The organism is Actinocrinis sp. (assembly GCF_035946395.1).
Lineage (GTDB): Bacteria > Actinomycetota > Actinomycetes > Streptomycetales > Catenulisporaceae > Actinocrinis.
The window spans coordinates 1-13,817 of sequence record NZ_DASYZI010000119.1 but is presented as its reverse complement, the minus strand read 5'-3'; the positions used below and the strand labels follow the sequence as shown (position 1 = coordinate 13,817).

Annotated in this window: 10 protein-coding genes; 3 read left to right on the top strand and 7 right to left on the bottom strand. The window is 70.3% G+C overall.

All coding sequences use genetic code 11. The features are described from left to right. The first annotated feature begins 1 nt into the window (after position 1). Complete coding sequence (locus tag VGS97_RS07590) at positions 2-1,132, top strand: glycoside hydrolase family 18 protein (RefSeq protein ID WP_326852541.1); 1,131 nt, start codon at positions 2-4, stop codon at positions 1,130-1,132. Positions 1,133-1,212: 80 nt separating this feature from the next. Here the strand turns inward: VGS97_RS07590 and VGS97_RS07585 are convergent, their stop codons facing one another. The 6 genes from VGS97_RS07585 to VGS97_RS07560 form a co-directional block, all read right to left on the bottom strand. Further along, the gene (locus VGS97_RS07585) at positions 1,213-3,351 is read right to left on the bottom strand and encodes a bifunctional polysaccharide deacetylase/glycosyltransferase family 2 protein (RefSeq protein ID WP_326852540.1); all 2,139 of its coding nucleotides are present in this window, start codon (positions 3,349-3,351) and stop codon (positions 1,213-1,215) included. Further along, a complete protein-coding gene (locus VGS97_RS07580) occupies positions 3,351-3,821 on the bottom strand; it encodes a hypothetical protein (protein ID WP_326852539.1) in 471 nt (156 codons plus the stop codon). Before VGS97_RS07580 ends, VGS97_RS07585 begins: the two co-directional genes overlap by 1 nt. A gap of 281 nt (positions 3,822-4,102) precedes the next feature. Beyond that, positions 4,103-4,939, bottom strand: a complete 837-nt coding sequence (locus VGS97_RS07575; RefSeq protein WP_326852538.1) for a hypothetical protein — start codon at positions 4,937-4,939, stop codon at positions 4,103-4,105. Continuing rightward, entirely contained in the window at positions 4,936-5,883 is a 948-nt protein-coding gene (locus VGS97_RS07570) for an RNA polymerase sigma factor (RefSeq protein WP_326852537.1), read from the bottom strand. Before VGS97_RS07570 ends, VGS97_RS07575 begins: the two co-directional genes overlap by 4 nt. Then, positions 5,873-7,528 carry a serine/threonine-protein kinase gene (locus VGS97_RS07565; protein WP_326852535.1) on the bottom strand — a complete coding sequence of 552 codons (1,656 nt, stop codon included), beginning with the start codon at positions 7,526-7,528 and terminating at the stop codon, positions 5,873-5,875. Before VGS97_RS07565 ends, VGS97_RS07570 begins: the two co-directional genes overlap by 11 nt. Positions 7,529-7,757: 229 nt before the next feature. Then, the gene (locus VGS97_RS07560) at positions 7,758-8,654 is read right to left on the bottom strand and encodes a class I SAM-dependent methyltransferase (RefSeq protein WP_326852534.1); all 897 of its coding nucleotides are present in this window, start codon (positions 8,652-8,654) and stop codon (positions 7,758-7,760) included. A 100-nt stretch (positions 8,655-8,754) separates the two neighbouring features. Between VGS97_RS07560 and VGS97_RS07555 the strand changes: the two genes are divergently transcribed. Together VGS97_RS07555 and dnaE are read left to right on the top strand one after the other, a co-directional pair. Next, complete coding sequence (locus VGS97_RS07555) at positions 8,755-9,558, top strand: dienelactone hydrolase family protein (protein ID WP_326852533.1); 804 nt, start codon at positions 8,755-8,757, stop codon at positions 9,556-9,558. 379 nt (positions 9,559-9,937) lie between these two features. Beyond that, positions 9,938-13,486 (top strand): DNA polymerase III subunit alpha, encoded by a 3,549-nt coding sequence (dnaE, locus tag VGS97_RS07550; RefSeq protein WP_326852531.1) that lies wholly within the window; start codon positions 9,938-9,940, stop codon positions 13,484-13,486. A 217-nt stretch (positions 13,487-13,703) separates the two neighbouring features. On the opposite strand, the gene VGS97_RS29460 is transcribed toward dnaE, so the two are convergent. Next, positions 13,704-13,817: YdeI/OmpD-associated family protein (locus tag VGS97_RS29460; RefSeq protein ID WP_349262027.1), on the bottom strand; the 114-nt coding region annotated here is incomplete at its 5' end.

Below are 13,817 nucleotides of genomic sequence, written 5' to 3'. Positions count from 1 at the left end.
CATGCGCATGCTGACGCGCAGGTTCAACCTGTCCGCGGCCGCTCTGCTGCTTGGTGCCGCTGCCGTCGCGCTGCCCGCGGTGGCAGCACCCGGCAGTGCCGCCGCCGCGCCGCGCGCCGCGGCGGCCACCGGGACACCGATTCAGATCTACGGCGCCTGGCACTGTAGCAACGACGCCTGCCTGTGGGGCAGCGTGCGCACGATCGCCGACTTCGACGCCAACAACCACTGGCTGATCGACCGCGGCGACGGCAAGCCGTCGGTGAACCTGGTCGTGCTGAGCTTCGTGAACCCGCTGCGGCTGCTGAACGGGACCAACGACAGCGGCGACGCCAACGGCGTCCCGGTCGGCATGACCTCCACCATCGTGAACTACTTCACCAGCCACGGCATCCGGGTCATGCTCTCCATCGGCGGCATCACCTACACCAACGACTGGGACACCGCGCTCGCGCAGAACGGGACCCTGCTCGGGCAGAAGGCCGCCGCGCTGGCCACGCAGCTGGGCGTCGGCATCGAGATCGACTACGAGAACGGAAACAGCCCGAATCTCACGGGCCTGCAAGCCTTCGTCACGGCCTATCGCGCGGCGCACCCCTATGATGCGACCGGCGCCGACCCGACCGCCCGGCTGACGATCGACGTGGCCGCCGGCGACCGCTGGCTGGTCGGCCTGGATCAGTACGCCACCGCGAACTGGCTGAAGACGAGCAGCCCGGTGCTCGACTACGCCAACGCGATGGTGCCCTCGAAGCAGCCCTCGGCGAGCAGCGCCGAGTCCAACTGGCTGGAGCACGTGGACGGCAAGCCGACCTACTCGCCGCCGATCCCGCCGCTCGCCCCGGCCAAGTTCACCGGCTCGCTGTTCATCTCCGAGGGCAACACGGTGCGTCCCGAGTGCACGAACTTCGCCTCGTCGGTGCAGAACGCCTCCAGCTCCTGGGTCGAGTCCGTCGCCCCGGCCGGTGCCGGCACCACGGCCGGAATGCTCGGCTACATGTTCTGGGCCGCGGACGTCTCGTCGACCCGCGGCGTGAACACCGATCCGCCGAACACCTGCCTGGGCGGCGTCGGCGTTGGATCCACCGCGCTCAGCGTGCCGATTCCGATGCCCGCGCTGCGCCAGCAGTAACGAGCGACAGCGGGTCAGGACATACGAGAACATACGTGCCCTGCGCTCACCGCGCCGCTGGTGAGCGCAGGGCACGAGCTCTATTCCAGCCCGCCGACTCGGTCGCCGCCGAGTGCCCGCGCCACGCCTTGGCGGTCCATGCGCTGCCAGCGCAGCCGCGTCCCGATGACCGCCGTGACCGCGGACTGAATCAGCACCAGATACATCAGCTGCCGGTAGACGAACTGTTGCAGCGGCAGGCTCCACAGCACTCGGTGCCGTTCGCGGTCGAGGGTGAAGGCGTACCAGCCCGCGGCGGTCTGCACCGCGAGGAAGCCGAGCCAGACCTCGGTCATCTTCACCACGTCGCCGAAGATGAGCCCGTAGACGGCGAACACGTCGACCAGCGGGGCGAGCAGCGGCAGCAGGATCTGGAACAACACCAGGTAGGGCAGGCCGCGGCGGCCGAGCCGCCCGGAGCCGCCGCCGTCGAACACGCTGCGGCGGTGCTTCCACATCGCCTGCATCGTGCCGTAGGACCAGCGGTAGCGCTGCTTCCACAGCTGCCCGAGGCTCGCCGGGGCCTCGGTCCACGCGATGGCGTCCTGCGCGTAGACCACGCGCCAGCCCGCGCGGATGATCGCCATGGTCAGATCGGTGTCCTCGGCGAGCGTCGAGTCGCTCAGACCGCCGACGTCCGCCAGCGCCTCGCGGCGGAACGCCCCGATCGCGCCGGGCACCGTCGGCATGCATCCGGCCAGGTCGTAGAACCGGCGGTCGAGGTTGAATCCGACCACGTACTCGATGTGCTGCCAGCGGCCGAGCAGCCCGGTGCGGTTGGCCACCTTCGCGTTGCCGGAGACCGCGCCGATCCCGGGATCCGAGAACGGCTGAACCAGCTGGTGGATCGCGTCCGGGGCGAAGACCGTGTCGCCGTCCAGCAACACCATGATGCGGCCGCGGGCGTTCGCCATCCCGTTGTTCAGGGCGGCCGGCTTGCCCGCGTTGGGCTGCCGGATCAGCCGGACGCCGTCGTTCGCGAAACGCCGCACGATCGCGGAGGTGCCGTCCGTCGAGCCGTCGTCGACCACGATGATCTCCATGGGGTGCTCGTTGTCGAGCAAGGAGATCAGCGTGGCCTCGATCCCGGCCTCCTCGTTGTAGGCGGGGACGATCACGGACACCGGCTCCCATACCGGCGGGCCCCACGGCCCGCGCCTGCGGCGGGCGTGCCGGCGCGCCGTGCCGAGCAGCAGGAGCAGTCGCAGGATGCTGAGCACGCCGGCCACCAGGATGATCCAGCCGAGGGCGGTGACCGTGAAATCGGAACTCTGCACGGCCAGGATCAGGACTCGTCCGCGCCACTGCTGGCTGGACACGGCCGGTGTCTGCGGGGAAGGCGCGCCGATGAGCCCGCTGACGGTGGTGAACGTGTAGCCGCGCGCCTTGAGCAGCGGAATGAGCCGGTCGAGCGCGGCGACGGTCTGCGAGCGGTCGCCGCCCGCGTCGTGCATCATCACCAGCAGCCCCGGGGTTCCTTGCGCCGGCAGCACGTTCGCGACGATCCGCGCGACGCCGGGGCGCATCCAGTCCTCGCTGTCCCGGTTGGTGAGCACGACGAGGTACCCGTGCGCGCCCGCGTCCCGCAGCGCGGCCCAGTCGGCGTTGTCGAGCGAGTCGGGTTCGGAGGAGTACGGCGGGCGCAGCAGCGCCGTGGACACGCCGGTGGCCGCGTCGATCACGGACTGGGTCTGCGAGAACTCGAAGCTGCGCCGCCACTCGCTCGCCATGGCCAGATCGTCGTGGGTGAAGGTGTGGATGCCGACCTGGTTGCCCGCCGCCACCTCGGCGCGGGCCAGCTGCGGGTTTTGCGCGACGCGGCCGCCGACCAGGAAGAAGGTCGCCGGCACGTGGTACTTCGCCAGCACGGCGAGGACCTGCGGCGTCCACTGCGGGTCCGGGCCGTCGTCGAAGGACAGCGCGATATGGCCGGGAAGGGCGGGGTAGGAACGTTGCGCGCCGCCGCGGGTGTCGATCACCGGGCCGCCCTGCGCGATCGCGGCGGGGACCTGGTCGGACGAGACGGGGATGTGCGGGCCGCTGGAGCCTTCTCCGCCGACCTCGTGGTGCACGAGCCCGTAGATCAGCAGCATGCCGAACAACGAGATCAGCGAGAACGCGACCAGCAGCCAGTGCGCGCGCGGCGGTACGGCCCGTGCGGCGCGCCGTCTGCCGGCCATCAGTGGCCGTGCCCGCTGCTCGGGCCCGGTGAGGCGCTTTTCCCGACCTTGCCGGGCGGCACGCGGCGGTCGCCGCTCGGCGAGGGCGACGGCGAGGCGGCCTGGGACGAACCCGGGGAGTTCGTGAGGCCGGAGACGGGTGCCGTGCCAGTGGGCGTGCCGGATCCCGCGTGCGCGGCGACGGTGTGCGGCGTCGACGCGTCCGGCTTGCCGGTGGAGTTCGAGCCGCTGGCGGCGCTCGGCGGGCCGGGAATCGGGAGCAGCGCGTTCGGCGGCACGGGGCCGCCGAGGAAGCTCAGGGCCACCGCGACCCCGTAGGCGCCGACGAGCGCGATGAAGGCGAAGGCGGTGGTACGGATCGCGCGCCGTCGCCGACCGGTCGCGTCGACGAAGACCGGTGCGGGCACGACATCCGCGACATCGGGCTCGGAGCCGGGCGGGGGAGCGGTCGCCGGTGCGGAGGCAGGCATGGGAGCCACGCCTGTCCTGTGCGTGTCGTAGTTCACGCCTCTGTCACCGGTCCTCGCTGTCGATGTCACCGAGACGGGCCTGCGGCGCCCAGGGGATGGGGGGTCGCGGCGCCGCAGGCCCTTGTGGAGATGCGATAGCGGATGCCGGGGGGGACGAATCCGCGCGCGTCTCGCGGGAGAGAGGCGCTTGGCGCGGTCGCCGTGTTACACGGGGCGCTGTTACTTCTGCCACGCTGGCCTGAACGTGCGTTCGGCAGCCCGCGCGTGTCGGTTGACAGCGATCAGTGATTGGTGCTGCGCGGCGTCGGTGAGCGGGAGACGTGTGGGTTACCGCGCGTCTGCGTCGGCTTGACGCTGGGTATCGAGGACGGCGGGCTGGTCTCAGGGGACGGTGTTGCCTTCACGTCGTTGCCCAGAGTTTCGAGCAGTCGTGCGCAGTACGCCTTGACCTTGTGCTCGTCGCCTGCGGCTGTGATCAGCGTCGTCTGATCCGCGGCGCTGAGGTCGCCACGCCAGTCGGAGCCGGTTTGGGAGATCTGCCGGCACAACGCGGCCATCGCGCTCGTGGGCACCGCACCTGTCGTGAGCGGTGTCGTCGCCGTGCCGCCGGTCGGCGTGCCGCTCGTCGCAGCGTTCGGCGACGGGTGGCCGGTGGACGACGAAGGAGCTGCGCCGACGCCGAGGTAGTCGTGCGCAATCCTTTGCATTCCGGCCGGAAGCACACCCACGCTCGCGGCGGCGACGCCGACGCCGCAGACCACGAGAATCGACGCGGCGAACCGTACGACGAGCACGCGTGCCGTGGAGCGTCGGCGAACGGGCCTTCCAGCACCCACCGCTGAGGTTGCGGCGGTTTCGTGAAACGCCGCGAGCAATCCGTGCGGGAGCACGGGCTGAGCATGCCCGGTACCGGCGTGGCCGGTCGGCGCGGGCACGGGCTCTGACGCGATCATGATCAGCGTGCGCAGATCCTCCGTGCCGCGCCCGCCATCCTGGCCGCTCAGGATGCGACCCGCTGCGCGCCACCCGATTCGCCGCGGCCCAGTCCGCCGGGCCGCGGCGCGGCGCGGCGACCGGCCGTCGTCCGGCGTGCCGTTCGGGAACGCGGCGCCGCTCACGAGGTCACCTCGTCGATTCGGCGGCCTCGGGGCCCGGCGCTTTCGAGCTCGACGCCGAGTTCACGCGTGACCTGTCTTGACTCGCGCGCGTCCTGCCGAGCCGGCTGCGGCGTCCCGTCGGCCAGGAAAACCGAGAGATTGCGCAGGCCGCGCATCGCGGCGATCCGTACCGCTCCAGCCCGCTTGCCGAGCACGTTCGCGCTCTGCTTCGCGTCCAGGCCGATGATCACGCGCAGCATGACCGCTTCGGCCTGGTTCTTCGGCAGCCGCGCGATCAACTCCAGTGCGCGCTCGGTGGACAGCCGCTCCACGGCCTCGGCGGCGGTGTCGTCCGCGGCGGACCCCGCGCGCGGCGCCTGCGGCGAATCGCCCGGCAGGCCCACCGGATCCTCCAGCCGGCGCCCCGAACGCCGCAACTCGTCCAGCCCCCGGTTGCGCGCCACCCGGAACAGCCACACCCGGAACCCGGCGCCGTCGCCCCGGAACCCGCGCACGTCGCGAGCGGCCTGCAACCAGGTCTCCGACGCGACGTCCTCGGCCGCCTGGCCGACCACGACCCGCAGGTAGCGCAATATCAGCGGATTGAGGAAGATCCACAGGTCCGTGAACCCGCGCTCCTCGCCCCGCCGCGCCGCGTTCAGCGCGTCGTCCAAGCCGGCGGCGTCCACGCCTTTGTCCTCGCTCTCGGCGCCCGGGTCTCCCGTGCGGACGCGGCGACCGCCGCCGCGCTGATCCGGCCACACACGATACTCAGACGTCAGCGTTGTCGCGCCACGTCCGGGTTCTTTCGCCGGCGGAAGCGGGCGATCTTGCGCGTCACGCGGCGAATCCGCGCCGAATGCGCTGAACGCGAAGGACAGCGGCCGGCGCGGGCGCACGGCGGTCAGCGTGCGCGGGCGCGCCGTGTCCGCGCACTCGGTCGGGTCCGCGTGGTCAATCGCCATTGGCAGGCAGGCTTCCGGCCAGCCGCTGCAATTCTCCGGACAGCAGATTCGCGGCGGCCGAGGACATCTGCCCGGCGGACGCGTAGCCGGAGACCTGCCGCTGCACGCCGCCGATCATGCCGCTGACGTTGCGCCACTGCTTCCGCCCGCCGTTCTGCTGCGCCGAGGACACGGCGCTCTGAAGGCCCCCGACCGAATTGCTCAGGTTCTGCCCGGCGTTCGCCGACAGCGTCCCGGGGCCCTGCGCGGCCAGGGTCTGGATCTGGCCGGAGAGCGCCCGGAGGTAGCCGAGCGGGTCGCCCCCGGGGCCGGGCAGCGGTGACACGGAGAGAGCGGACGAGGTCCGGCTCGCTGACGCGGACGGCTGCGCGGACGAGGATGCGCCCGCGGAACCGCTCGGCAGGGACACGCTAACCACGGTGGACGTCGGGGACGCACCGGCAGTGGCCGCTGCCGAACCGCCGCTTGCCGATTGATCGGCGGGCGCTCCACCGCCGGTGATCGTGTGTACCAGCCCCAGCATCAGCAGCCCGATGACGAGAAGCGCCGCCACCAGCAGCCCGACGGGGGCCAACCTGCGCCGGTCGACTCCGGCGCTCGGCCCGGCGTGCCGCCGCGCGACGCGGGGCGTGACGGTGGCGTTGTCCGCCGCGTCACCTTCCCCGGTCCCGCCGCTGCCAGTCCCCCCGGTGCCAGCTTCCGCAGCACCGATGCCGAGAATGCCGAGGCCCGCAGTAGCAGCGGTGGTGGCGTCGGCCGCGTCCGCTGTGCCGTACAACGGCAGAACCTGCGTGGCATTCACGTCCCGTGCCTTGTCCGCAGCGGGCACCGAGCCGTACAGCGCGAGCGTTTGCACGGCCTGCTCGGCCGTGGGCCGCCGAGTAGGGTCCTTGGACATGCAGGCGAGGTAGAGCTCGCTGATGCCTTGCGGCAGCCCGGCGATCACGAGCGGAGGCGGCGCGCCGTGCAGGTGCGCGTGGCTGAGCCAGGTGATGTCTCGGTCCCGGTATGGCGGCTGACCGGTCAAACACCAGTGGAGCACGCAGCCGAACGCGTACATGTCCGAAGCCGGCAGCGCGCTGTGTCCGGTCAGCTGCTCGGGCGCCATGCACACCGGAGTTCCGACGGTCGCGCCCTCGACCGTGCCGTCCTCCGCAGTCGCTTGCGCGATTCCGAAGTCCAGCAGCTTGACCCCGGAGTCGGTGAGCATCATGTTGGCGGGCGTCACATCCCGGTGAGTGATCCCGGCCCGGTGCGCTGCCGCCAGCGCGTCGGCGAGCTGTCCGCACAGCGACAGCGTCTCCTGCCACGGCAGCGGCCCCTCGGCCAGCCGCGCGGCCAGGCTCCGGCCGTCGAGCAGTTCCGTGACCAGCACCGGCTGCACCGCTCCGTCGAGGCCCGGCGTCTCCAGGAGGTCGAACACGACGATGATGTGCGGATGCGCCAAGGCGGCCAGCGCCCGCGCCTCCCGGCGCAACTGGCCGCGTTCGCCCTCGTCGGCAGCCGTCGGACCGGACAGGACCTTGAGCGCCACCTGCCTGCCCAGCGTCTCGTCCACCGCCGCCCACACGGTCGCGCTCGCCCCCGAGCCGAGCGGGCCGAGCAGCCGGTACCGCTCGGCGATCAGGCCGTCCGGTGCCACCACCCTCACTTCGTCGTCACCACCCGACACAGCGCCTCCGCGCGTCCAGCACGCGGCAGCCGGCCGTGCCCGGCTGGAAACGTACGGTCATCATCTACTTTCGTAGCCAATCGAAATAGCACGAGGAGACAGGCGTCCCGGGCGCCGGGCGTGTTACGGACGGCCTGTGGGGGCCCGGCCGTGATCTTCTCCGGCCGTCGGGCAGGCCGCCGCCGGTCCGCTGTGCTGACCGTTATGACTGCGGCTTGCGCGCAGTGACCAGCCATGCGGCGGTACCCAGCTCGACGCCGCGCGGCGTCGCGTGCGGGAGCAGGGCGTCGTGCAGTGCTGCCGCTGCCACGTCGCGCGCATGCTGGTCGGCTGCGCCAAAGGCGGCGCGGTTCGTCGGGGTGCTCAGCTGGTACTTGACGGCGTCCTCGACGTCGGCGCCGATCCACGTGGGCTCGGCCACGGCGGTGATCCCGATCGCAACGAAACCGGCGCCGGTCAGCAAGCTGCGAACGTCGGCGGGGTCGGCCAGGGAGTACGGGCCCGGTTCGCCGGGTGCTCCGCTGCGGTCCGGCAACGCGAGGTGCGGGGAGATCGCGCGGCGCGGAAGGGTGAAGTACTCGTTGGCGTCCGCCGCCTGCCAGCACAGGAACGCCAATCGTCCGCCGGGGTGCAGGGCGTTCGCGATGTTGGCGAAGGCCGCGTGCGGGTCGGCGAAGAACATCACGCCGAACCGGCTGAGCATCACGTCGAAACCGCCGGGCGCGAACGGGTGGACCTGCGCGTCGGCCTGCTCGAACACGACGTTGCCGATGCCTTCGGCCGCTGCCTGTCCGCGGGCCTCGGCCAGCATCGGCGCGGACAGGTCCACCCCGAGCACTTTTCCGTCGGCGGCCCGCCGCGCGGCTTGCAGTGTCGTGCCGCCGCAACCGCAGCCGACGTCCAGGACGCGCTCGCCGGCCGAGATGTCCGCGGCGGCGAACAAGTGCGGGGAGAAGTTGCGCAACTGGGCCTCGCGCCGATCCCGGAACTCCACCCAGTGCCGCCCGGTCTCCCCGTTCCATGCCTCAGACTGCGCCGTGTTCACGACTTCGGCGGCCGCCGTGGCCTTTCCGGTCCTTCCGCCTTCGTACTGCGGCATTGTGTAGCCTTCCCGTGCCTGGCTTCGCCTGCTCAACCACACTGACACAGAGCGCGAGAGTGCGGGTCGCGCCATGTCCACGGTCCAACGGGAGCGAAACATGGCACGAGCCATCAATACCAGAACTTCGCGGTCGGCCGGCGTGCTGTCGGCCGCCGCCGTCCTGTCGGGGCTGGCCGGTTGTTCCGGCGCGCAGTCGCCGACCGCGGCCGCCACGTCGGCATCACCCTCACCCTCGATCACCGCGGCGTGCATTTACTCCGGCAACGCGCTGGCGAAGCGGATCGTGCACTTCCGCAGGGCCGACGGAAACGAGACCGTGGAAGCATACGTACGCAGCCCGGCCCCCGCGACCGCGTCCCCCGGCTCGGCCAGCTCGGTCGGCTCGGCCACGGTGGGCATCGTGGTGGATCACGAGTCCGGCCAAACCCTGTGCGACAGCATGGGCTGGGCGGACCAGTTCGCCGCGGAGGGATACCGGGCGATCGCCCCGACGCTCGACGACACCAACCAGGTCACCGAGACCGAGGGCGCAGTCGCGTACCTGCGGGCGCACGGCGCGACGCGGATCGTCCTGCTCGGCGCCTCGATGGGCGGCACGACGGTGCTCCAGACGGCCGCCGAACTGCAACCGCCGGTGCAGGCCGTGATCAGCGTCTCGGGCCCGGAGTCGTACTACCCGCTCGACGCGTCGGCCGCCGCGGCCAAGCTCGCCGTCCCGGTCTTCTACTCGGCGGGCGCGGGCGACACGGGATTCGCGGCGGCGGAAACGAACCTCTACAACGCCACGCTGGAGAAGGACAAGGTCCTCGACATCGTGCCCGGAACCGACCTGCACGGCTTCGACCTGCTCGGCACGCTGCTGGCCAAGGTCAACGCCTTCATCCAGTCCCACACCCGGTAGCGGAGCAACGGCAGTACCCTGCTTCGATGCGGACCCCGCCCTGTATGGCGGCGATGCTCGGCTGATAGCTTCGTTCTCGCGCGGGACGCGCGAAATGGCCGGTCTTGCTCGGCGCGGTGAGACCGGCCGCCGCTCGTGTGACGTCGCGACGGCGTCGTCCCGCGTGGCGCGGTTGGTCGCGGCGGGACTGACCAACCAGCAGGTGGCCGACGGGCTCCAAGCCGGCGTGAAAACCGCTGAGTTCAACGTTGGCAAGGTCTACCGCAAGCTCGTACGTCGTGCAGCGCCGTGTGGTGCAGTCGTGTCGGTCGCTCGCGATAGCGTTGCCCGTATCTCGTAGTTCCTGGAGAGTTCCTGGTCGGGCATCGGAGGCTGTGGCGTGAGTGCAGATCAGTTCGTTCACCTGCACGTTCACACCGAGTACTCGATGCTCGACGGGGCCGCGCGGCTGAAGGACATGTTCAAACGGGCCGCCGAGCTCGGGATGCCCGCCGTCGCGATGACCGACCACGGCAACCTGCACGGGGCGAACGACTTCTTCCGACAGGCCGTCGGCGCCGGGGTGAAGCCGATCATCGGCATTGAGGCGTACGTTGCCCCGGAGGCCCGGCAGACCACCAAGCAGATCTACTGGGGCCAGCCCAGCCAGAAGTCCGATGACGTGTCAGGTTCCGGCTCCTACACGCACATGACCATCTGGTCGGCGAACGCGCGCGGCCTGGCGAATCTGGTCAAGCTGTCCTCCCGTTCGTACACCGAGGGCTTCCACCGCAAGTGGCCGCGGATGGACCGCGAGATCCTGGCCGAGCACCACGAGGGGCTGATGGCCACCACCGGCTGCCCCTCCGGCGAGGTGCAGACCCGGCTGCGGCTCGGCCAGTACGACAAGGCGGTCGAGGCCGCCGCGACTTACCAGGAGATCTTCGGCAGGGACAACTACTACCTGGAGCTGATGTCGCACGGCCTGGACATCGAGACCCGGGTGCGCGAGGACCTGCTGCGCATCGGCCGCGAGCTGAACATCCCGCCGGTGGTCACCAACGACTCTCACTACACCTACCGTGAAGAGTCGGTCTCGCACGACGTGCTGCTGTGCATCCAGACCGCCGCCAACATCGACGACCCGAACCGGTTCCGCTTCGGCGGCGACGGCTACTACCTCAAGAGCGCGGACGAGATGCGCGCGGTCGAGTCCGGCGACGTGTGGCTGGAGGGGTGCCGCAACACCCTGCTGATCGCCGAGAAGGTCGACACCGCGGGCATGTTCGAGTTCAAGAACCTGATGCCGAGGCTGCCCGCGCCGGGCGGGATGGCTGAGGACGAGTGGTTCCGCAAGCTCGCCTACGACGGCATGGACCGGCGCTTCCCCGGCGGCTACCCGGACCCCGAGGCCTACCGGCAGCGGCTGGAGTACGAGCTCGGCATCATCATCCAGATGGGGTTCCCCAGCTACTTCATCGTGGTCGCGGACTTCATCAACTGGGCCAAGGACGACGGCATCCCGGTCGGCCCCGGCCGCGGCTCGGCGGCCGGCTCGCTGGTAGCCTACGCGCTCGGCATCACCGACCTCGACCCGATCCCGTACAACCTGCTGTTCGAGCGCTTCCTCAACCCCGACCGCGTCTCGATGCCCGACATCGACGTCGACTTCGACGACCGCCGCCGCGCCGACGTGATCCGCTACGTCACCGAGAAGTACGGCGAGGACAAGGTCGCCCAGATCGCCACCTTCGGCACGATCAAGGCCAAGGCGGCCGTGAAGGACTCCTCGCGGGTCCTCGGCTACCCCTTCGCGATGGGCGACCGGATCACCAAGGCGATGCCCCCGGCGGTGATGGGCAAGGACATCCCGCTGTCCGGCATCTTCGACCCCGAACACAAGCGCTACAACGAGGCCGGCGAGTTCCGCGCGCTCTACGAGGGCGACGTCGACGTGCGCAAGGTCGTCGACACGGCGAAGGGCATCGAGGGGCTGATCCGCCAGCCCGGCGTGCACGCGGCCGGTGTGATCATCTCTGCCGAGCCGATCACCGACTATGTGCCGGTGATGATGCGACCGGCCGACGGTGTGATCATCACGCAGTTCGACTATCCGACCTGCGAATCGCTCGGCCTGATCAAGATGGACTTCCTCGGGCTGCGCAACCTGACCATCCTCGACGACGCGGTACGCAACATCGAGCAGTCCACCGGCACCAAGGTCGACCTGCTGAGGATCCCGCTGGACGACAAGCCCACCTACGAGCTGATGAGCCACGGCGACACGCTCGGCGTGTTCCAGCTCGACGGCGGCCCGCTGCGCTCGCTGCTGCGCCAGATGCGCCCGGACAACTTCGAGGACGTCTCCGCCGTCATCGCGCTGTACCGCCCCGGCCCGATGGGCGCCAACTCGCACATCAACTACGCCGAGCGCAAGAACGGCCGCCAGCCGATCACCCCGATCCACCCGGAGCTGGCCGAGCCGCTCAAGGAGGTCCTCGACGTCAGCTACGGCCTGATCATCTATCAGGAGCAGGTCATGGCCGCCGCGCAGGTGCTGGCCGGGTACTCGCTCGGCAAGGCCGACCTGCTGCGCCGGGCCATGGGCAAGAAGAAGAAAGAGGTCCTGGACAAGGAGTTCGTGCCCTTCTCCGAGGGCATGAAGGCGAACGGCTACTCCAACGAGGCGGTCAAGACCATCTGGGACATCCTGGTCCCGTTCGCCGACTACGCCTTCAACAAGGCGCACTCGGCCGGCTACGGCCTCGTCGCGTACTGGACCGCGTTCCTGAAGGCCAACTACCCGGCCGAGTACATGGCCGCGCTGCTCAGCAGCGTCAAGGACGACAAGGACAAGTCCGCGGTCTACCTCGGCGAGTGCCGGCGGATGGGCATCAAGGTGCTGCCGCCGGACGTGAACGAGTCGGACTCCGACTTCACCCCGCGCGGCAGCGAGATCCGCTTCGGGCTGTCCGCGATCCGCAACGTCGGCGTGAACGTGGTCGAGTCGGTCCGGGCCTCGCGCCGCGGCAAGGGGCGGTTCACCTCGTTCCAGGACTTCCTCAACAAGGTGGACGCGGTCGTCTGCAACAAGCGCACCATCGAGTCGCTGATCAAGGCCGGGGCCTTCGACTCGCTCGGCCACACCCGCCGCGGCCTGCTGGAGCAGCACGAGCGCGCGGTGGACAGCGTGGTCGAGGTCAAGAAGCAGGAGGCGATCGGGCAGGACTCGCTGTTCGGCGCGCTGCTCGGCGAGGAGGAGTCGAGCGCCGCGCCCGGCCTGGAGCTGGACTTCTCCGCCACCGAGTGGGACAAGGGCATCCTGCTCGGCTTCGAGCGGGAGATGCTCGGCCTGTACGTCTCCGACCATCCGCTCTCCGGGCTCGAACACCTGCTGGCCTCGAAGTCCGACGCGTCGATCGCCACCCTCAACGCCGAGGCGCAGATGTACCCGGACGGCGCGACCGCGACCATCGGCGGGATCATCAGCGGCCTGCAACGCAAGATGACCAAGCAGGGCAACCAGTGGGCCATCGCGACGATCGAGGATCTGGAGGGCTCGATCGACGTGATGTTCTTCCCGAACAGCTACCAGCTCTACGCGACCGCGCTGTCCGAGGACGCGGTGGTGCTGGTCAAGGGCAAGGTGGAGCGGCGCGAGGACGTGCCGCGGCTGATGGCGCTCGAACTGACCGTGCCGGACCTGGCGCAGGCCGAGGCCAACGCGCCGCTGATCCTGCACGTGCACGACGCGAAGATCACTCCGCAGTCGGCGCCCCGGCTGCGCGAGGTGCTGGCCAGCCATCCGGGGATGACCGAGGTCAGGGTACGGATGCGCGGCCGGACCTCGACGACGGTGCTCAAGGTCGGCGACCACCTGCGGGTGACGCCGTCCCCGGCGCTGATGGGCGACCTCAAGGCCCTGCTCGGCCCGTCCTGCCTGGGCTGAGCTGTACCCGAGCCGTGCCTGACGGCGCTCCGGGTTGAGCCATAGCTGTCGGCGCGTTGGGCTGTGGCCGGAAAGCCGTGGGCGAGAAGTGGCCTGGAAGCCCGATGAAGACCTTGGAAGCGCGCCCGGCTCATGCCGGTTTGCCTCGATCGATGTTCACTGGCGAACCGGAGCGGACCGGGCGGTCGGTGCAAGATCTTCAGTGCACTCAATGCACTCAATGCAGGGTCTCGCCACGTTCGAGCATCGCGACGAACTTGGCGATCCGGTCGGCGCGGGTCTGCGGACGCTTGGCGTCGTGGATCCGGTAGAGCACCGCGTACCGGTTCGC

What these genes read in the sequence shown, in the direction of transcription:
- VGS97_RS07560 (WP_326852534.1), bottom strand. Translation starts at nt 8,654, where the DNA reads ATGCCGCAGTACGAAGGCGGAAGGACCGGAAAGGCCACGGCGGCCGCC.
- VGS97_RS07580 (WP_326852539.1), bottom strand. Translation starts at nt 3,821, where the DNA reads ATGCCTGCCTCCGCACCGGCGACCGCTCCCCCGCCCGGCTCCGAGCCC.
- VGS97_RS07555 (WP_326852533.1), top strand. Translation starts at nt 8,755, where the DNA reads ATGGCACGAGCCATCAATACCAGAACTTCGCGGTCGGCCGGCGTGCTG.
- VGS97_RS07590 (WP_326852541.1), top strand. Translation starts at nt 2, where the DNA reads ATGCGCATGCTGACGCGCAGGTTCAACCTGTCCGCGGCCGCTCTGCTG.
- VGS97_RS07570 (WP_326852537.1), bottom strand. Translation starts at nt 5,883, where the DNA reads ATGGCGATTGACCACGCGGACCCGACCGAGTGCGCGGACACGGCGCGC.
- VGS97_RS07585 (WP_326852540.1), bottom strand. Translation starts at nt 3,351, where the DNA reads ATGGCCGGCAGACGGCGCGCCGCACGGGCCGTACCGCCGCGCGCGCAC.